The organism is Halorubrum sodomense, from assembly GCF_900111935.1.
Classification (GTDB): domain Archaea; phylum Halobacteriota; class Halobacteria; order Halobacteriales; family Haloferacaceae; genus Halorubrum; species Halorubrum sodomense.
This window is the reverse complement of sequence record NZ_FOYN01000003.1, coordinates 528883-547987: the sequence shown is the minus strand read 5'-3', so window position 1 is coordinate 547987 and position 19105 is coordinate 528883. Positions and strand designations below refer to the sequence as shown.

Sequence of the window (19105 nt, the reverse complement as noted above, 5' to 3'; positions counted from 1 at the left end):
GCGTGACCGACGCGTTTGCCGGCGCAGGGACCGTGTTCCGGCGAGAGCTTGCGACAGTCCTGCGCACGCCCGGCTACGGCGTCCTGGGGGTCGGCTTACTCGCCGTGCTCTGGCTTCTGGTCGCCGTCGGCGGCGGTGGCGCGACGGGGTTCGTTCCGGCGGTTGTCGACCTCCTCCTGCCGGCCGAGCTGCTGGTGCCGCTGCTCGCGGTCGTGCTGGGGTATCGGGCGCTGTTGGCGGACGCGGTCAGCGGCGAGTTCGCCGTGATCCGGACGCATTCAGTTGGCGTCGCGGGCTACGTCGTCGGCGTCCTACTTGCACGGCTGGTCGCGTTGGTTGCGGTCGTCGGCCTCCCATTCGCCGTGATCGGCGGCTACGTCTGGGTGACCGCCGCCCCTGACACCGGAATCTTCGCGACCCACGCGGGCGTCGACTCGCCGCTGCTGTACGTCCGTTTTCTCGCACTGATCACGCTGTTCGGAGCGGCGTTCCTCGCCCTGTCGATGTGGGTGTCGGCGGCAGCGACGAGCCGGCGGGGCGCGGCCGCGGTCGCGGTCCTCGCGTTCCTCGCCGGAACGCTCGGGGGCGACCTGGCGCTCATTCAGTCGCTGATGGCCGGTGCCGACCCGTCGGCGGTCGCCGGACGAGCCGCGCTCACGCCGAACGGAGCCTTCCGCGGGCTCGTCTTCGAGACCGTGATCGGCGTTTCGTTCGCGCAGGAGGGGAACGTCGTCGACGTCGGCCGGGCGGTCGGCTCGCTTGCGGGGTGGACGCTCTTCGGAAGCCTCGCCTCGGTCGGAACGCTCGCCTTCCGGGAGCGCGTGAGTACCGTAATCGAACGGAGCCGATTCCGGTTCGCGGAGTGAGGAATCCGGTCGCCGGATCGTATCGGAATTCGAGTCGTCCGTTCCCTTCGCGGCATCAACGCACCCAATCGTTGCGTGAGGCAAATTCGACGTTCCCACCAGAACGGATATGATCGGGTGAGCGTACACGTGAGTATGAACCGACGCCGCGTCGTCGCCGCCGGGATCGGCGGTGCGGTCACCGGACTCGCGGGCTGTCTCGGCGGGAGCGCCTCCGAGGAAGCGCTCCCCGATCCGGTGGATCTCGAGGGAAAGTTCGACACCGATCACGGGATGGCGATCGGCCCCCACGGCGGCGCGAACGGGCAGATATTCTATCGAGACGCCGATCCGCGGGACGAGGGCAACCCGGCGTGGTTCCACACCCTCGTCCACAGCCTCTTTCCCTACCACTTCAATCGGCTGGACCGCGGCTGGGAGCCGCTCGTCGTCTACGTGACCGACTTCTCGCGCGTCGACTACACCGTGCGGCAGCGCGACGGGTCGCCGCGAATGCCGTCGCCGACGGCACCGGAGACGTTCGCCGACGCGACCGATCTCATCTACGTCGCCGAAAGCGACGTGATGGGTGGAATGGGCCCGGCGCTCCACCCGTTCTCGGACCAAGCGGAGGCCCAGTCGTTCATCGACACGCACGGCGGCCAGATGTTCGGCTACGAAGCGATCGACCGCACCCTGATCGAAGGGATCCGGCAATCGGGAAACTGAGCGGACGAACCGGACGGACCGGGAGGGAGGCGGTCACTGATTGCCGCAGCGCGGGCACAATCACGATCGGGTCTGATCGAGTCAGTCCGCGGTGGCGCTGTCATTCAGCGAGCCCGGCGCGTACGCGTACACGGCGTAGAGAACCATCGCGGCGATCAGGAAATCGAGGCTGTGTTCGACGAAGTGGTGAACCGGCATCGGGACGATCCCCAACACGGTCCCGGCACCGACCAGCGACCGCAGAACGAGCACGCCGACCGCGGCGCTGATCAGTCGGTACCGGCCGGTCCGGCGGCGTCGATACGCGACGAGACTCACGAGAAACAGCGCACCGGTTCCGATCCCGGCGCACGCGATGACGGCCAGCAGCACGGGCGACCCCTGGACGGTGAGTGGCACGAGCGCCGGGAGGACGACCCGCGAGATGAGCGATGCGATCACGACACCGGCCAGTATGCGTTGGGGGTGATAAGAAGACACGGGTGACGGTTCCCGGGCGAGTGGAACGCCCCGACAGGTTTTATTTCTCAGTCGATTACGGGCGAACACTCAGGATGGCGACGACCAGGGATCGGGTGCGACGACACGTCCGCGAGACGCCCGGCGTCCACTTCAACCGGGTGGAACGCGACCTGGACATCGCCACCGGACAGGCGCAGTATCACCTCCGACGGCTGGTGAACGACGAGGAGTTGGTCGTCGAACGAATCGCTGGTCGAACTCACTACTTCGACCCTGCCTTCGACCCGTGGGAACGGCGCGCGCTCGCGTTCCTTCGACGTGAGACCGCCCGCGAGATCGTACTGCGGCTCCATGCGGACGGTCCCCTTCGCCCGGAAACCCTAACTACAGAGTTGGACCTCGCGCGGAGCACGGTCTCGTGGCACGTCTCGAACCTCAGCGACGCTGGAATCGTCACGAAGTCCGACGACCGCCCGATGACGATCACGCTGGCCCGCCCGGACCGCACGGATGAACTGCTTGAGGCGGTGTCGCCCTCGCTGCCGGACCGGCTCGTCGACCGGTTCATTCGGACCGTCGACAGCCTCTTCGAATGAGGAGCGGACTGGCCGAACCCGCCCGGATCGGACGCGAGTGGCGCGTTCGAGGGTCACACCAGATACCTCAAGACCGCGGGACCGATACGTGAGCGCATGGACCGACGGAGTTTCTGTAAAACAGCCGGCCTCGCGGGAGTCACCGCCGGCACTGCCGGTTGTCTTGGTGTCCTTGGCAGTAGTGGCGCCGAAGGAACCGTTCTCGGACCGCCGGAGCGGGACCTCAGCGAGGCGTCATTCCCGAGCTACGGTGACAATATGCCCGATTTCACCGTCCCCGACCCGATCCACGGCGAGGAGATATCGACGGCCCAGTTCGAGGGGGAGCGCGCGGTGCTGTGGACGTCATTTTACACCAACTGTCCGGACGGGGTGTGTCCCGCGCTCATTCTCCGACTCCGTCGCGGGCAGGAGGCCGCCGCCGAGGAGGGGTACGGCGACCGGGTCGCGTTTCTCCCCACCACGTTCGACCCCGAGCGTGACACCGCCGAGGCCCTCCGCGAGTACGCCGGCCAGCAGGGGGTCGACTTCGACGCGGGTAACTGGCACTTCCTCCGCCCAGAGACCTACGAGCGGGCCCGAGAGATACACGACGAGCACTTCGGTCTGGAGATCGAGAAGCGACCCGCAGACGATGTCGAGAGTCTGGAGTATCGTTTCCCGCACTACGGGCTCATCATTCTCGCCAATAAGCAGGGGATCATCGAGCGGGCGTACGCTCGGGGACCGCGAACCGACATCGAACGGCTCGTCGACGACCTCGAAAGAGTGGCAACTGAGTGACAGCTCTTTGGTTCAGGGAGGCCAGCTACCGTCGTTTTCCGCATCGTAGTTGTTGATTGGAACCCATCGCCTGTATCGAGCCAGCGAAAAGGATCCAGTGCTCGGTCAGTGCCCCATCGCCCCCCCGAGGGGCTGGTAATGCGGGAACATCGGATGTGGGAGGTGAACACCGAGTGCCACCAGTCCGTGCGCGAACAGCACGTACCCCAGCACGACGAACGCCACGCCGAGTAGCCGATGAACGCGTCGCCGGTGGGCAACGTCGATCGACTGGATAGTCGTCCCATAGAGGAAGACGGCCGGAATCGTCCCGATACCGAGGGCACCGAGAGCGATTCCACCGGTGGTCGGAGAGCCGCTCGCGAAGGCGAACAGATACGCGGGATACAGCATCGGGCAGGGAAGAAACGCGTGGACGGCCCCGAGACCGACAATACTCGGGCTGTTGACGTGCCGGTGAACTCTCGTTGCGAGCCACGACGTAACGCGCTGGACGCCGGGTATTCGAATATCGCCTCCGCTTCCGCCAATGACATATCGAACGCCGGTCGCCACAATGAACCCTCCTACCGCGAGACCGACAGCACCCCGCAGGAGATCGGCGATCGGTGTTAGTTGGTCAGCGGTAACGAACACGACGCTCCCGAGCGCGCCGAAGAGGGTCCCGAGAATCGCGTACGTCGTCGCTCGGCCGACGTTGAACAGGAAGTGCTGGCGAACCTCGTAGGTCGTGAGATGACCGGCACGCCGGTCGTCGGCTGTCACCGTCCCGCCGTCTGGCTGCGGCGTCATTTGCTTCGAGTACATCGTCACTAACGGCCCACACATCCCGATACAGTGTGCGCCGCCGAGTACGCCGATGAGAGCGAAGAGGACGACGTCGATTCGGAGGAGTGACTCGATCACGGTCGCCCTCGGTTGCGTACGGGTTTGTGTCGTCTGGTGTCCCTCTCGAACGAGAGAGTACTGATGTCATCGGACGGGAGGCACGCATCGGTTTCCGTCCTCCGAGGTTGTCGTCGAGGGTGACTCGACCACGAACGTGCCCGGCGAGAACCGTCGCGGTCACCGGGTCCGTCCCGCGGGCGACGCTCAGCCGCGGAAGAGGTTGATAACCTCGTCGACGACATCCGACTCGACCGCGAGGATGTACCGCTCCGAGGCTTCCAGCATTGTCTCCGGCCCGGCGAGCGTCTCCCGGTCCGCGGTGGAGATGAGGAGGCTGCCCGCCGGAAGGGCGACGTCGTCGAGCCGCCGCCCGGCGACCGGGGCCGACTCGGCGACGGTCACCTCGATGATGTCGAGGTCGGCGGTGGGGTACACGAGCGTCCGGATCCCTTCGCCGGTGAGCATGTCGGCGGCGTGGTCGCCGCCGAGCGACTGCGGGAGCAGCGTCGCGTCGACGACCTCGTCGTGGTCTGGCTCGGTCGCCGTCTCCGAGCGGGCGAGCGTCCGGATCGACGGTTCGAGGTAGTGGGCCGTCAGACAGATCTCGGTGTTCGTCTCCGTGTCGTCGGTGAGCGCGGCGATGGCGTCGGCGTCACCGAGGTCCGCCTGCCGGAGGATCGACTGGCGCGTGGCGTCGCCGCGTATCACCGGGCCGAGATACGCGTCGGCCAACTCCTCGACGCGCTCCTCGTCGACCTCGATCAGCAGTACCTCGTGGCCCTGTTCCGTGAGGTTCTCCGCCGTCCGTAGCCCGACCCGACCTCCGCCGGCGATGACGAACCGCTTTGTCCGGGTCATCGTGCCGCGTCTCGGCGCGCAGCGACTTTAATCCGCCCGACGTTCCTACGCGGCCGGAACGCCGCTCGGAACCCCCCGTGGCGGATAAACGTTATCAGACCCCGCCACGATTACTACATCAAGAGAACTACCCCCGAAAATGAAGTGGTCGAATCCGTACAGATCGACGCGCACGATGGACAACGCCGGACACGAGGCCCTCGACCGATGAGCGGGAGCCAGACTCGGTCGCCGGACGCCGAGCTCGGACTGCTGGACGCGACGATGATCGGTATGGGAGCGATGATCGGTGCCGGAATCTTCGTGCTGACCGGACTGGCAGCCGAGATCGCCGGGCCGGCGGCCATCATCGTTTTCGCGCTGAACGGCGTTGTCACCGCGTTCACCGGACTCTCGTACGCCGAACTCGCCAGCTCGATCCCGAAGAGCGGCGGCGGGTACGCCTTCGTCCGCGAGATCTTCGACGACCTCTCCTCGTTCATTATGGGATGGATGCTGTGGTTCGCCTACATGATCGCGGGGGCGCTGTACGCGCTCGGGTTCGCCCCGAACTTCCTCGAACTCCTCCACGTGTACGGAATCGTTCCGCCGCCGGGAGAGGTCGGAGCCGTCGCCCTCCCGATCGTGGACCGAGCGATTTCGGTCGGGTTTCTGTTGGCGTTCGTCGCGGTGCTCGGACTGGTGGCGCTCAACGCCGTCTCCACGGCCGCCAGCGGGAAGACGGAGACGGTGTTCACGATAATCAAGGTGACGATCCTGCTGGTGTTCGTCGCCTTCGGGGTGGCGTCGCCGATGTTCTCCGGGGCGGAGTTCCAGCCGTTGTTCCCCGGGGGGAGCGGGGCGGCCGCCGTCCTCCCGGCGATGGGGCTCACGTTCATCGCCTTCGAGGGGTACGACCTCATCACGACCGTCACCGAGGAGGTGAAGAACCCGCGCGAGAACATCCCGAAGGCGATCTTCGTGAGCCTCGCCGTGACCGTGGTCGTCTACCTGGCCGTCGTGACCGTCGCCGTCGGGACGCTCGGGGCGGACGGACTCGCCGAGGCGGGAGAAGCCGGGATCGCGACGGCGGCGACCTCGTTCATGCCGACCGGCCTGCCGATCATTCAGAACGGCGGCGCGCTCGTCGTCTTCGGCGCGGTGTTCTCGACGCTGACGGCGCTGAACGCGGTCGTCATCGCCTCCTCCCGGGTCGCGTTCTCGATGGGTCGCGAGGGGCAGCTGCTCCCCTCGTTCGGCCAGATTCACCACCGGTACGGGACGCCGTTCGTCGCGATCCTCGCCAGCGCGGTGGTGATGCTCGGCTCGGTCGCGCTGCCGACGCAGAGCGCCGGCAACATGTCGAGCCTCTTCTTCCTGCTGTCGTTCGTCATCGTCAACGTGGCCGCGATCAGGCTGCGCCGCGAACGGCCGAACATGCACCGCCCCTACGAGATGCCGTTCTACCCGGCGCCGCCGCTTATCGGCATCGCGCTCAACCTGGTCCTGACCGGCGTGCTCGTCGAGTACCTGCTGCGGACCGACCCGTTGGCGCTGGGGCTCAGCGCCGGCTGGATCCTGCTCGGCGGGGTCGCGTATCTCATCCTCAACAGGCTGCGCGCGGAGCCGGAGGCGGGACCGGCGGTCACCGACACCGACATCACCCCGGAGACGGAGGACTGAACCAATGCCAAGCTCACTCGACGTCGTGATCGCGGGCGGCGGACGCGTCGGCTTCCAGACAGCGGAGATCCTCGCGGACCGCGGCCACGAGGTGACGATCATCGAGCGCGACGAGCGGATCGTCTCCGAGATCGCCGACGAGTACGTCGCGACGGTGATCCGCGGCGACGCGACGAACCCCGACATCATCGAACAGGCCGATATCGAACGGGCAGACGCGATCGCGGCGCTCACCGGAGAGACGGGGCTGAACCTCGCCGTCTGTCTGGCCGCCACGGAGCTTTCTCCGGGGGTCAGGACGGTCGCCCGCATCGACCGCGCCGCCGGCGAGTCGTACACGCGGTTCGTCGACGCGGTGCTGTTCCCCGAGCGGGCCGGGGCTCGGGTGGCCGCGAACGAGGTCCTCGGCAGCGACGTCCAGACGCTGGCCGACGTGACGGGGAACCTCGACATCATGCTCATCCGCGTCGCGGAGGAGGCGCCCGCCGCGGGCAAGGCGCTCTCCGAGGTCCGCTTCCCGGCCGGAACGGTGGTCGTCTCCGGAGCCAACGGTCGGCGGATCGCCCGCTCCGAGACGACGCTGACTCCGGGCGAGCGCTACGTCGTCGCCGTCGAACCCGATGTCGCAGACGAGGTATTGAACCTGCTCCAAGGCTAGGCGGTGGCTTGAGAGCGACGACTCACCCTACTCCCCGCCGAGCCCCCACTCCGCGTCGGGCTCGCGGTGGGTGAACGGGACCGCGTCCTCGCCGCTGTACGTCGCGACGAGGTGGCCGTCCCCCTCGAGGTAGTACTTGTACGTCGTGAGCCCCTCCAGGCCGACCGGGCCGCGGGCGTGGACCTTCCCGGTGGAGATGCCGACCTCCGCGCCGAGCCCGTAGCGGTAGCCGTCGGCGAACCGCGTCGACGCGTTGTGGAAGACGCTCGCGGCGTCGACGCCGGTCATGAACGTCTTCGCCGTCTCGGAGTCCTCGGTGAGGATCGACTCGGTGTGTTTCGAACCGTGGTCGTTGACGTGTTCGACCGCCTCGTAGGCGTCGTCGACGATCTTGATCGACAGTTCGAGGTCTCCGTACTCCGTGTCCCAGTCGTCGTCGGTCGCGGGGTCGACGTCGACGACCTCGCGGGTCCGCTCGTCGCCCCGAACTTCGACGCCGGCCGCCTCGTAGCGCGCGACGAGGTCCGGGAGGAAGGCCTCGGCGACCGACTCGTGGACGAGCAGGGTCTCGACGGCGTTGCACACCGCGGGGTACTGGACCTTCGCGTCGAAGGCGACGTCTGCGGCCATCTCCAAGTCGGCGTCGGCGTCGACGTACACGTGACAGATCCCTTCGGTGTGGCCGAGCACGGGTATCTGAGTGTTCGCCTGGACGTAGGAGACGAACGCGGAGGAGCCGCGCGGCATCACGAGGTCGACGCGGTCGTCGAGTTCGAGTAGGCGGTCGACCGCCTCGTGGGCCTCGATCAGCGCGGCCCAGCCGTCGGGCAGGTCGGCGGTCGCGTCGACGATCGCCTCGTACAGGACGCGATTCGACTCGGCGGCCTCGCTGCCCCCCTTGAGGACGACGGCGTTGCCGGACTTCAGGGCGAGCGCCGCGATCTGGACTAAGGCGTCGGGCCGCGACTCGAAGACGGTCGCGACGACGCCGATCGGCACCGACACCCGGTACAGCTCCAACCCCTCGTCGAGCTCGCGGGCCGCGAGCGTCTCGCCGAGCGGGTCGTCCTGTTCGGCGACCGACTCGACCATCGACGCGATCTCCTCGATCTTCGTCTCGTCGAGCTTCAGCCGGTCGACCAAGGCCTGCGTGTACTCCCCGTCCGCGAGCAGCTGTTCCGCTTCCTCGACGTCGACCGCGTTCGCGTCGAGGATCTCCGACTCGCGGTCGCGGATCGCGTCCGCGATCGACCGGAGCGCCTCGTTCCGGGTCGCCTCGTCCGCGTTCGCGAGCCGCAGGGCGGCGCGCTCGGCTCGCCGGGCCAGCTCGTCGGTGTCGGCTTCCACGTCGGTGTCCGGTTCGGTGTGGCTCTCACTCATAATCGTCACCCGTCTTCGGCACGAATAGCGTGCCCGTCGGCTTACCCGCTGCGATCCGCGCTAACACGTCGCGCTCGGCGGAGCCCGCGATGATCGCGGGGATCCCGTTCCGGCTCACGTCGTGAGCGCCCTCGACCTTCGTGCGGATGCCGCCGAAGTCGGTCTCGGTGCCGTCGCCGACGATCTCCCGCAGCCGCTCGTACCCGTCGTCGACCGCCTCGATCAGCTCCGCGTCGGCGTCGCGCTTCGGGTTCCCGGTGTAGACGCCGTCGACGTCCGTGAGCGTCACGAGGAGGTCGGCGTCGAGCCCGATCGCGATCGACGCCGACAGCATGTCGTTGTCGCCGATCCGCAGCTCGTCGGTCGCCACCGCATCGTTCTCGTTGACGACGGGAACGACCCCCCACGACAGCAGCGTCTCGACGGTGTTCGTGAAGTTGTCGAACCGCTCCGGCGCGTCGAGGTCGGTGCCCGTCACGAGTATCTGCGCGACGTCCTGGTCGAACCGTTCGAAGCTCTGCGTGTAGTGGCGCATCAGCAGGCCCTGGCCGACCGTCGAGAGTGCCTGGCTCTCCGCGATCGAGTCGACGCCGTCGCGCGACTCCGGGCCCTCGTCGAGTCGGCCCGTGCCGGCGCCGACCGCACCGGACGAGACCAGCACGACCTCCGTGCCGCGCTCGCGGAGGTCCATCACGTCCGCGGCGAGCTTGTCGAGCTTCACGCGGTCGAGCCGCGAGTCGTCGTCGGTCAGCGAGTTCGTCCCGGCCTTGACGATCACGCGGTCGGCCGCGGCCGCCCGCTTCCGAGCGGCCGCGACGCGGTCGGTGTCGGCCGCGCCCACGCGGTCGGCGCCCGCGTCCTCAGGCATCCTCGAACTCCGCGGCGAGCTCGCGAGACCGGCGCTCCGCGGCCGCGACGGCGTCCCCGACCGCGGCGTCGGCGTCGCTGTCCCACAGCACCTCCATCCCCTCGATCGTCGTGCCGTTCGGCGAGCAGACCGCGTCGATGAGCTCGTCGACGCTCCGGTCGTCGCGCAGCACCGTCTCCGCGGCGCCCTTGAACGTCTGCGCCGCCAGCGTCTCCGCCTGTTCGGGGTCGAGCCCGCTCTCGACCCCGCCCTGTTTCATCGCGTCGATCAGGTAGAACGCGAACGCGGGCCCGCTGCCGTTGACGGCCGTCGAGACGTGCATCAGCGACTCGTCGACCTCGACGAACTCCCCGACCGCGTCGAGCATGGCGCGGACCTCGTCGGTGAGGCCCTCGTTCGTCGCCGCCGCCGCCATGTCGCCCGTCTCGGCCGCGAGGTTCGGCATGATCCGGACGACCGACGCGTCGGTGCGGTCGGCGACGAACTCGCGGGGGAGCCCCGCGGCCAGCGTCACGAGCCGCTGGTCGGCGCGGAGGTCGAGGTCGTCGAGGACCGCCGGCGCCACGTCCGGCTTCACCGCGAGGACGACGACGTCGGCGTCGCGCGCCGCCGCCACGTCCTCGGTCGTCTCGTCGACGGCGTCTTCGATCGCGGCGAGCGCCTCGGGGTCGAGGTCGATCGCCGTGAGGTGGTACCCCTCCGCGCGGGCGAGCCCCCTGAGCAGGGCGCCCCCCATGTTCCCGCAGCCGATAACGCTCACTCGAGTCATTTGCCTCTACGGAGTCGGTGGGAGGACATACCAACTGCGGTTTTCGCAAGTTTCCGCGGACCGCCGAGCGGCTCGGCCTCGGCGCCCGCTACGTCAGGTCCGCGTACAGCGACCGGTACCGCTCGGCGATCGCGTCGAGCGAGAACGCCTCGCTGCGCTCCGCGGCGGCCTCGCCCAGTTCCGCTCGGCGGTCGGCGTCGCGGAGCTCGTCGATGGCTTGGATGAACCCCGACACGTCGTCGCCGCGGGCGTCGGTCTCGTCCGCGCTCGCGGCCGTCCCGTCGTCGCGCTCGTCGTCTCCCACCTTCAGGCAGTCTTCGCCGTCGTCGAGCCACGAGAACGTCTCGATGTCGCGGACGACGAGCGGCTTCCCGGCCGCCATCGCCTCCAGCAGCGCGATCCCCTCGTTCTCCTCGTGGGTCGGGAAACAGAAGACGTCGCCCGCGGCGTACGCGCCGCGGATGTCGTCGACGAACCCCGTGAACGTACAGTTCGACGGCGCTTCGTCGACCAGCCGCTTCGTCTCGCGGCCCTTCAGCGACCGGTCGATGGGGCCGAACCACGCGAAGTCCACGTCTGGCATCCGGTGGGCCGTCTCGACGAACGTCTCTAACCCCTTCCGCTTGATGACGTGACCGACCATGAACACCGTCGGCGGGTCGAGGTCGTAGCGCTCGCGGTACTCGGCTTCCAGCGACTCGAACCCCGTCAGCTTCTCGCGGTCGACGCCGTTCGAGACGACGGTCGCGGGCACGTCCGCGTACCCCTCGATCACCTCGCGGTTGTACTCTGAGGGGCAGACGAGGCGGTCGGCGAGCCCGTACGCACGGCGGAGGTACGGCCTGAGCGGCACCGCGAGCGCGTTCGTGAACCGGAAGCTGTCACCGAAGTCCTCGGCGGTGACGTGGGTGTGGGCGACGACGGGAACGCCCGCCTTCCGGGCGCGGCGCGCGTACCAGACCGAGCGCGGCCCCATCAGGTTGCAGTGGAGCACGTCGGCGTCCAGCGTCGGCTCCGTGGTGTACTCGATGCCGACCCGGTCGAACATCTTTCGTTGGTGGTCGACGGAGGCGGCCATCCCCCCGGTGACGTGGTCTTCGAACTCGAAGTAGTGGCTGACCTTCATCGGTGGGGAGCGGCTCCGGTCCGCGCGCCGACCGCGCCGTGGCCGTCGGTGCGGACGGCTACTCGACTTCCAGCCACGGGACCTCCATCAGTGCGGGAATGTACGTCTCGATGTGGTGTTCCCAGACGCCCTCCTCGCCGAACGCCTCGCCGTGGTCGGCGGTGACGACCACGTCGCCGTCGAGCTCCGCGACGAGCTCCGAGACGCTCTCTAAGGCGATCCGGAGGTTCTCCTCGTACATCGACAGCGCCGTCACGCGCGTGCCGTCCTTCACGAGGTCCTTCGGGTCGAGTTCGAGCCACAGCCCGGCCTTCTGGGCGAACTCGCTGTCGTCGAGCCGGCTCTCGATCTTCGGCCGGACCGAGTCGCTGAGCGAGGAGAGCAGCCCGCCGTCGTCGTCGCTTCCGCCCTCGGCCTCCTCCTCCTGGCGTTTGATCCCCTTCTGGATCTGCTTGAGCTTCTGGCCCTTGCCCCGCGAGAGGTAGGGGGCGTGCGGCTGCATGTAGTGGAGGACGGTGCGGTCGGCGCGCTCGACCGCGTCCCGATTGCGGTGGAACGCGTCCGCGAGCCCCTCCGGCGGGACGGTCCCGAGGTCGTCGTCCCAGTCGGTCTTCCACACGTCGTGGATGTCGCTGATGTGCTCTGACGCGGTCCACTCGTAGTCGCAGGACGCGCCCCACTTGAGCTCGTTCAGCGGGATCCCCAGGTCGTTGATGAAGGGGTTCCCGGAGAAGTACGCGATGTCGTGGTCGCCGGTGAACGTCCGGTAGGCCCACTCCGGGGTCGACGAGCCGATGCTCTTCCGCTTCTCGAGCGTCCCGTCGAGGTACTCGTCGTACACGTCTGCGAACACGTCGTACCGGCACGCGTCGAGCACCAGACAGTAATCCCACTCCGACTCGAGGAACCGCTGATCTTCCATTGGGTGGGTCGTCGGCCCGCCGGTACGTATGTATTCTCATTCGGTCGCTCCGGGCGCCGACCCCTCCGACACGACCGGCGCCGCCGACGGCTCGCACCCCGCAGAGACGAAGCAGACGTTTCAAGTTCGCTACCGCGTCACCTCGTTTATGAACGGCTCACAACGGCGCGCGCTGATCCTCGGGTCGGCCGGCGCCGTCATCCTCTTCGCCGTGCTGTTCGTCGTCGTCGGCGTCCAGCGCGTGGTCGACGCGCTCGCGGCCGCCGACCCGGCGCTCGTCGCGGCGACCGCCGGACTCGGCCTCTGCTGGCTCGCGTCGTGGAGCCTGATGCTGCGCGCCGTGCTGGGGGCGCTCGACGTCCGGCTGTCGGTCCGGACCGCGTTCCTCGTGTACAGCGGCGCCGCCTTCGCGAACAACGTCACCCCGTTCGGACAGGCGGGCGGGGAACCGGTCGCCGCGGCCCTCATCTCGAAGGTGGGCGAGGCGCGGTACGAGACGGGGCTCGTCGGCATCGCGAGCGTCGACGTGCTCAACGTCGTCCCCTCCGTCTCGCTCGTGTTCGTCGGCGTGGGGTCGTACGCGGCCACCACCGCCATCGGCGAGCGCGTCGGGTTCGCCGTCGCGAGCGCGGTCGCGCTGGTCGCCGCGATCGTCGCGGCGATCGCGTTCGTCTGGCGCTACCGCGTGGCGGTCGTCGACCGCGTGCCGGGCGCCGTCGGACCGTTCCTCGGGCGGTTCGACCGCTTCGACGCCGAGACGATCGAGGCCGGGCTGGCGGACCGGCTGGGGAACTTCTTCGCCGACATCGAGCGCGTCGGCACCGACCGACGGCGGCTCCTGGGGATCGTCGCGCTCTCGCTCGTCGGCTGGCTCTTTCAGGCCGCCGCGCTCACCGTCGCGTTCGCCGCGGTCGGGCACCCGATCTCGCCGCTGATCCCCGTCTTCGTCGTCCCGCTGTCGTACGTCGCGGGCGCGACGCCGCTGCCCGGCGGGCTCGGCGGTATCGAGGCCGCGCTCGTCGGCCTGCTCGTCCCGACGACCGGGGTCGCCGCCTCGGCGATCACCGCCGCGGTCTTGATCTTCCGCGGCGCGGTCTACTGGCTGCCGATGCTCATCGGCGGCCTCTCGGCGTCCGCGCTGGGCGTGCGCGTGCTGGAGTGACGAGGAGCGACGCGGCGACGAACGCGACCGCGACCGCTCCGAACGCGCGTTTCGGGGTCCGGTCGGTGCCGAGGAGGAGGGCTCGCGAGACCGTGCGGGCACGTCGACGAGGGGGCACAAACGCCACGGGGAACCGCTCGCTCGGAAACGCCCCGGTCTCAGAAGAAGAGCCACAGCACGAGCAGCACGTACAGCGTCACGAGGGCGATGAGCGTGAGGCGGATGAGGATGTTGACGCTGAACACGAGCCCGTTGTAGTCGTTCTTCAGGAGCTTCACCGGCTCCGTGCGGCGGCTCTCGAAGCCGACCGTCGCGGGCGCGACGTCGTCGACGGCGCTGTCGACCGCGCGCTCGATCGCGTCGGTGTCGGACTCGCGCATGTTCGCCAGCTCGTGGATCGACGCGTGGGTGTCCGTCGAGAAGGGGATCACCGCGTCGAACTCCTCGCGGTACGCGTCGGCCGTCGCCCGCACGTCAGGGGTGAGCCCGTTCGTGTCGACGCCGATCCAGAGGACCTCCTGGCCGTCGACCGACTCGACCATCGCCAGCGCGTCCTGCCCGGTCCGGGTCACCTCGAACCCGGCGGCGTAGTCGTCCGCGAGCTCGGCGGCCGCGAGCCGGTCGCGGAAGTCGTCGAACGCGCGCTTGAGGCGGTCGGCCTCGGCGGAGCCGTACTGGATCTCGACGTCGGGGCCGTTCTGGATGTCGTGTCTGTGCTGGTCGATCAGCAGCACGTCGTCGTGGTCGACGTCGCGCATGAACACGCCGGTGTCGTAGTCGTCGATCCCCTCGCCGTGGAGGACGATCACCTCCTTCTCCCCGATCCGACGGCCGTGGAATCGCACGTCCGCGTACCCCTCCCGCTCGCCGTACGACTCGGTGACGAGCCGGGATGCGCGCTCGGTCCGCTCCGGCTCCGCGATCGCGTCGAGGATCCGCTCCGCGTCCGCCGGGTTCGAGAGGTCCTCCTTATGCGTACACGGGACGTGAAAGAAGAACCCGGCCGAGCCGTCCGAGGCCGCGCCGGTCCCGCCGTCGATCGCAGCGGTCTCGGCTCCTCCGTCGGCGGCGACCTCGGCGGGATCGCGCCCCGCACCGTCCCCTCGACCCCCGTTCAGCGAGTCGATCAGGTTCCCGCTCAGCTGACCGCCGCCGAACCCGCCGAGGGGGCCGGGGTGGACCCACGGGGCCGCGACCGTGAGCCGGGCCCCGTTGTCGACGGCGAACGTCTCCACGGACGGGCGGGCCTCGACGCCCAGGTCCAGCGACTCGCGGTCGTTCCGGAGGAGCCCGGAGGTGAGCGCGAACGCGGAGACGTCGGTGTTGCTCTTGATCAGGTAGTCGACGACCACGAGGACCAACACGAGGAAGCCCGCCGCGATGAGCAGCGAGGCGAACGCGAACACGTGGCGGTACGTCGAGAAGCCGAAGTCGCTGCCGCCCAGCGCGTAGAAGGCGGTGATGAGCAGCCCCGGCTCCGCCAGCGACACGAGGAGGATCCGGTCGGAGCGGTCGATGCCCGTCGAGACGACGAGCACCAGGATGTTGACTAGGTACAGCGTGATGAAGCTGAGCCAGATGATGCTCCAGGCGTTCCCGACGTCGTTCGCGCCGGAGAGCACCAGCGCGTACACGAACAGGACGAACTGCGAGGTGAGCGCGAGGAAGTAGCTCCACGGCCGCGGGTAGCCGTCGAGGACGCGAGGGAACAGCTCCGCGGCGACGACGAACGGGACTAAGAAGATGAGTGCGGCCACCGGGACGATCCGAGACGGGTCCGGCGCGAACGGCGTGAAGAGCCAGATTCCGCCGAACGTGCCGACGGCGTACACGGCGCTGAGAACGACGAGCGCGGCCGCCTGAATCCTGAGGGGTGGAACCGAGAAAATGAACCGCTGGAAGGCGTCGACGTTGTCCGCGCCCATCTACGCGGTCACCCCGTAGATCGACTCGAGCTCGTCTATCGTCTGTTCCACCGAGAACTGCTGGACGGCCGCGCGGGTGTCCCTGTCCCCGTCGAGGCAGTCCCGGACCGCGCGCTCCATGTCGTCGAGGTCACCCAGCGCGAATCTGGCACCGTTCTCGGGGCCGATCGTCTCGTCGAACGGCGCCACGTCCGCGGCGGCCACCGGGGTGCCGCAGGCGTTCGCCTCCAGCGTCGAGAGTCCGAGCGTGTCGCAGGTGGAGGCGGTGACGAACACGTCGAGCGCGGCGTAGAAGTCGGGAAGTTCGTCCCGCGGGAGGAAGTCGTGGAACCGGACGTTCGCGGGCGCGTCCGCGAGCAGGTCCGCCCGGACCGGTCCCTCGCCGACCAGTTCGAACCGCACCTCGGGCAGCCGCTCCGCGAGCCGGAGGATCTGGTCGACGTTCTTCTTGTGGGTCATCCGACCGCTGTACCCGATCACCGGGGCGTCCGCCGCGGTCGGGCCGCCGTCGGTCGCGAGCGCGGCGACGCGGCCGTCCTCGCGCGGCCGGAACCGGTCCATCTCGATCCCGACGGGCAGGCGGTACGGCTCCACGTCCCGCCGGATCCGCGAGGTCGAGGCCGTGACGCAGTCGAACGCGTTCAGGAATCGGTTCTCGTAGGCGACGTACGCCTTCCCGGCGAGCGCGGCGAGCCGCTCGGACTTGAGCCCCTGGACGAAGTAGTCCTCGACGGGCGTGTGGTGCGTGTACACCGACCTCGCGCCGTACCGCTTCGCGTACCGGATCCCCATCAGGCCGGTCGACGCCGGGCCGTGGCAGTGAACGACGTCGAGGTCGGGGAGCGTCGACAGGCGACGGTACGTCGGCAGGCGGTACTGACGGTAGAAGGGGTTCGGCAGCGAGGGGACGGGTATCTCGTTGTCGTCGGGATCGTGGCTGCTCGCGGGATAGACGACGTACACGTCGTGGCCCCGGGCTTCGAGGCGCTCCCGCCACGCCTGGATGGTGTAGGTGACGCCGTCGATCCCGGGGAAGTAGCTGTCGGTGAAGAAGCCGATGTTCATAGTGGCGTCTGGCGGTCGATGGGGCGCGATCGGCCGCGGCCGTCGCGTCGGTCCCAGCGGTCGCAGCGGTCTCGGAGTGGAGGGGACGGGTCGGCCGCCTCGGCCGGGGAGGAGGGTAGCGGGGCGGCCGCGCCGACGTATAGTGCCGATACCACGGTTACTCGCGGGGTTCGCCACCTGACCGCTTCAACATTTTCATTTCCCGAAGCGAGGCGGAACGGCGTCACGCCTCGAAGCGAGGCGGAACGGCGTCACGCCTCGAAGCGAGGCGGAACGGCGCCACACCGCCGCGCCGGGGCACCTCGGAGCCGGTGCGCCCCGATCCCCCTCGCTTAATCCCCGGGCGGCCGAACGGACGGTCATGATCACGACCGACCGGATGGCGGCCGTCGACGCCAACGCGGCCGCGCTCGGCGTGCCCCGCAAGCAGCTGATGGAGTCGTCCGGCAACGCGGTCGCTCGCGAGGTGCGAGCCGTCGCGGAGCCCGGCGCGACGGTCGCGCTCGTCTGTGGCCGCGGCAACAACGGCGGCGACGCGCTCGTCGCCGCGCGGTTTCTCGGCGGATACGAGGTCACGGTCCACCTGCTCGGTCGTCCGGAGACGATCCGGACCGACATCGCCCGCGAGAACTGGGCGGCGCTCGGAAACGCGGAGATCCCCCGGGAGACCGTCACCGACTCGCGCGACTTCGACCTCATCGACTCCGACGGCGACGACCCGGACGTGGTCGTCGACGCGATGCTCGGCTCCGGCATTTCGGGCGGGCTCCGCGAGCCGGAGCGGACCGCGGCCGCCGCGATCAACGCGAGCGACGCGACGGTGATCGCGGTCGACGTCCCCTCCGGGATCGACGCCGACACCGGCGAGCCGACCGGCGACTCGGCCGACGACACCGCCGCCCCCGTCGACGGCGACGCGACGACCGACCCCGTCGCCGTCGACGCTGACCGGGTGGTGACGTTCCACGACGAGAAGCCCGGGCTGGCCGGGCTCGACGCCGAGACAACGGTCGCCGACATCGGGATCCCGACCGCCGCGGAGCGGTTCACCGGGCCGGGCGACCTGCTCGGGCTCGACCGCGACCCGGACTCCCACAAGGGGGACAACGGCGAGGTCCTCGTTGTCGGCGGTGGCCCCTACGCCGGCGCGCCGACGCTGGCCGCGCTCGCCGCGCTCCGGACCGGCGCGGACCTCGTTCGGGTGGCCTGTCCCGAGTCGGTCGCGAGCGAGGTTCAGGGGTTCTCGCCGAACCTCATCGTCCGCGCGCTGCCCGGCGACCGCGTCGGACCGTCCCGCGCCGAGCGGGTCGCGTCGCTCGCGGCCGCGAGCGACGCCGTCGTCCTCGGTCCCGGGCTCGGGGACGGGGACGGAACCCGGGAGTTCGTCCGCGAGTTCCTGACGGAGTTCGAGGGGCGCGCCGTCGTCGACGCCGACGCGCTCCGGGCGGTCCCCGAGGTCGACACCGGCGCCGACCTGGTCTGTACCCCGCACCAGGGCGAACTCGTCGACATGGGCGGCGAGACGGCGCCGGACCCCGACGAGCGCGCCGAACTGGTCCGGGAGTTCGCGGCCGACCTGGGCCACGCGCTGCTCGTGAAGGGCGCCGTCGACGTGATTTCCGACGGCGACGACGTGCGGCTGAACCGCACCGGCAACCCCGGGATGACCGTCGGCGGGACCGGCGACGTGCTGGCGGGGACGGTCGGGGCGCTGGCGGCCGCGACCGACCCGTTTCACGCGGCCGCGGTGGGCGCCTACGCCGTCGGTCGCGCGGGCGACGCCGCCGCGGACGCGAACGGGAACGGACTGGTGGCGACGGACTTACCCGACCGGCTGCCGGAGGCGATGCGTAATGAGTGACGAGGGAGCGGCCCGGTCCGACGACGGGAGCGACGGACGCGCCGACGGGAGCGACGGACGCGCCGACGCGCTGACCCACACCGACGATTCCGGCGACGTTCAGATGGTCGACGTCGGCGCGAAGGCCGACAGCAGCCGACGCGCGGTCGCCCGCGGCGAGATACGGATGACGCCGGAGACGGTCGCCGCGGTCGAGGCGGACGCGGTCGAGAAGGGAGACGTGCTCGCGACCGCCCGGATCGGCGCGGTTCAAGCGGTCAAACACACCTGGGAGACGATCCCGATGTGCCACCAGATCCCGATCACGAACGTCGACACCGAGTTCGTCGTCGACGACGACCGGATCGAACTGACCGTCGCGGTCGAGACCACGGGGAAGACGGGGTGTGAAATGGAGGCGTTAGAGGGCGTTACGACCGGACTCAACACCGTCTGGGACATGGTGAAGGCCGCCGAGAAGGACGCGGACGGCGGGTATCCGGACACGCGGATCGCGGACGTGGAAGTGGTCGAGAAGCGGAAGGAGCCGGTCGGAGAGTAGCTGCC

Annotated in this window: 19 protein-coding genes; 9 read left to right on the top strand and 10 right to left on the bottom strand. The window is 69.2% G+C overall.

All coding sequences use genetic code 11. The annotated features are described in order from the left end of the window. The first annotated feature begins 2 nt into the window (after window positions 1-2). Window positions 3-866 carry a copper ABC transporter permease gene (locus BM286_RS12105; RefSeq protein ID WP_092923277.1) on the top strand — a complete coding sequence of 288 codons (864 nt, stop codon included), beginning with the start codon at window positions 3-5 and terminating at the stop codon, window positions 864-866. A 135-nt stretch (window positions 867-1001) separates the two neighbouring features. Next, on the top strand, window positions 1002-1574 hold the full coding sequence (locus BM286_RS12100; protein WP_092922602.1) for a nitrous oxide reductase accessory protein NosL: 573 nt from the start codon (window positions 1002-1004) through the stop codon (window positions 1572-1574). An 81-nt stretch (window positions 1575-1655) separates the two neighbouring features. Here the strand turns inward: BM286_RS12100 and BM286_RS12095 are convergent, their stop codons facing one another. Next, a complete protein-coding gene (locus tag BM286_RS12095; protein ID WP_394327280.1) occupies window positions 1656-2015 on the bottom strand; it encodes a DUF7471 family protein in 360 nt (119 codons plus the stop codon). A gap of 113 nt (window positions 2016-2128) precedes the next feature. Between BM286_RS12095 and BM286_RS12090 the strand changes: the two genes are divergently transcribed. Together BM286_RS12090 and BM286_RS12085 are read left to right on the top strand one after the other, a co-directional pair. Then, the gene (locus tag BM286_RS12090) at window positions 2129-2632 is read left to right on the top strand and encodes a winged helix-turn-helix transcriptional regulator (protein ID WP_092922599.1); all 504 of its coding nucleotides are present in this window, start codon (window positions 2129-2131) and stop codon (window positions 2630-2632) included. A gap of 96 nt (window positions 2633-2728) precedes the next feature. Continuing rightward, window positions 2729-3415 (top strand): SCO family protein, encoded by a 687-nt coding sequence (locus BM286_RS12085; RefSeq protein WP_092922596.1) that lies wholly within the window; start codon window positions 2729-2731, stop codon window positions 3413-3415. A 105-nt stretch (window positions 3416-3520) separates the two neighbouring features. Here BM286_RS12085 and BM286_RS12080 read toward each other — a convergent pair whose 3' ends face one another. Both BM286_RS12080 and BM286_RS12075 read right to left on the bottom strand, forming a co-directional pair. Then, window positions 3521-4321 carry a sulfite exporter TauE/SafE family protein gene (locus BM286_RS12080; RefSeq protein WP_092922593.1) on the bottom strand — a complete coding sequence of 267 codons (801 nt, stop codon included), beginning with the start codon at window positions 4319-4321 and terminating at the stop codon, window positions 3521-3523. Between the two features lie 186 nt (window positions 4322-4507). Continuing rightward, on the bottom strand, window positions 4508-5161 hold the full coding sequence (locus tag BM286_RS12075; RefSeq protein WP_092922590.1) for a potassium channel family protein: 654 nt from the start codon (window positions 5159-5161) through the stop codon (window positions 4508-4510). Between the two features lie 207 nt (window positions 5162-5368). Between BM286_RS12075 and BM286_RS12070 the strand changes: the two genes are divergently transcribed. Together BM286_RS12070 and BM286_RS12065 are read left to right on the top strand one after the other, a co-directional pair. Beyond that, window positions 5369-6823, top strand: coding sequence for an APC family permease (locus tag BM286_RS12070; RefSeq protein WP_092922587.1), 1455 nt, complete (start codon window positions 5369-5371; stop codon window positions 6821-6823). 4 nt (window positions 6824-6827) lie between these two features. After that, window positions 6828-7481, top strand: a complete 654-nt coding sequence (locus tag BM286_RS12065; protein ID WP_092922584.1) for a potassium channel family protein — start codon at window positions 6828-6830, stop codon at window positions 7479-7481. Between the two features lie 27 nt (window positions 7482-7508). Here the strand turns inward: BM286_RS12065 and BM286_RS12060 are convergent, their stop codons facing one another. The 5 genes from BM286_RS12060 to BM286_RS12040 all read right to left on the bottom strand — a co-directional run bounded on the left by BM286_RS12060 (window position 7509) and on the right by BM286_RS12040 (window position 12546). Further along, window positions 7509-8870, bottom strand: coding sequence for a glutamate-5-semialdehyde dehydrogenase (locus BM286_RS12060; RefSeq protein ID WP_092922581.1), 1362 nt, complete (start codon window positions 8868-8870; stop codon window positions 7509-7511). Beyond that, a complete protein-coding gene (gene proB / locus BM286_RS12055) occupies window positions 8854-9729 on the bottom strand; it encodes a glutamate 5-kinase (protein WP_092922578.1) in 876 nt (291 codons plus the stop codon). Before proB ends, BM286_RS12060 begins: the two co-directional genes overlap by 17 nt. After that, a complete protein-coding gene (gene proC / locus BM286_RS12050; protein WP_092922575.1) occupies window positions 9722-10498 on the bottom strand; it encodes a pyrroline-5-carboxylate reductase in 777 nt (258 codons plus the stop codon). Before proC ends, proB begins: the two co-directional genes overlap by 8 nt. Window positions 10499-10586: 88 nt before the next feature. Continuing rightward, on the bottom strand, window positions 10587-11624 hold the full coding sequence (locus BM286_RS12045; protein ID WP_092922574.1) for a glycosyltransferase family 4 protein: 1038 nt from the start codon (window positions 11622-11624) through the stop codon (window positions 10587-10589). A gap of 58 nt (window positions 11625-11682) precedes the next feature. Continuing rightward, complete coding sequence (locus BM286_RS12040) at window positions 11683-12546, bottom strand: hypothetical protein (protein ID WP_092922570.1); 864 nt, start codon at window positions 12544-12546, stop codon at window positions 11683-11685. A 148-nt stretch (window positions 12547-12694) separates the two neighbouring features. On the opposite strand from BM286_RS12040, the gene BM286_RS12035 reads away from it, so the two are divergent. Continuing rightward, entirely contained in the window at window positions 12695-13708 is a 1014-nt protein-coding gene (locus BM286_RS12035) for a lysylphosphatidylglycerol synthase transmembrane domain-containing protein (RefSeq protein WP_092923270.1), read from the top strand. Window positions 13709-13866: 158 nt separating this feature from the next. Here the strand turns inward: BM286_RS12035 and BM286_RS12030 are convergent, their stop codons facing one another. Together BM286_RS12030 and BM286_RS12025 are read right to left on the bottom strand one after the other, a co-directional pair. After that, on the bottom strand, window positions 13867-15633 hold the full coding sequence (locus tag BM286_RS12030; RefSeq protein ID WP_092922567.1) for a DUF2070 family protein: 1767 nt from the start codon (window positions 15631-15633) through the stop codon (window positions 13867-13869). Further along, window positions 15634-16698, bottom strand: a complete 1065-nt coding sequence (locus BM286_RS12025; protein WP_092922564.1) for a glycosyltransferase — start codon at window positions 16696-16698, stop codon at window positions 15634-15636. A gap of 361 nt (window positions 16699-17059) precedes the next feature. Between BM286_RS12025 and BM286_RS12020 the strand changes: the two genes are divergently transcribed. Further along, a complete protein-coding gene (locus BM286_RS12020) occupies window positions 17060-18559 on the top strand; it encodes an NAD(P)H-hydrate dehydratase (protein WP_092922561.1) in 1500 nt (499 codons plus the stop codon). Beyond that, window positions 18552-19100, top strand: a complete 549-nt coding sequence (moaC, locus tag BM286_RS12015; RefSeq protein WP_092922558.1) for a cyclic pyranopterin monophosphate synthase MoaC — start codon at window positions 18552-18554, stop codon at window positions 19098-19100. Before BM286_RS12020 ends, moaC begins: the two co-directional genes overlap by 8 nt. Window positions 19101-19105 lie beyond the last annotated feature (5 nt).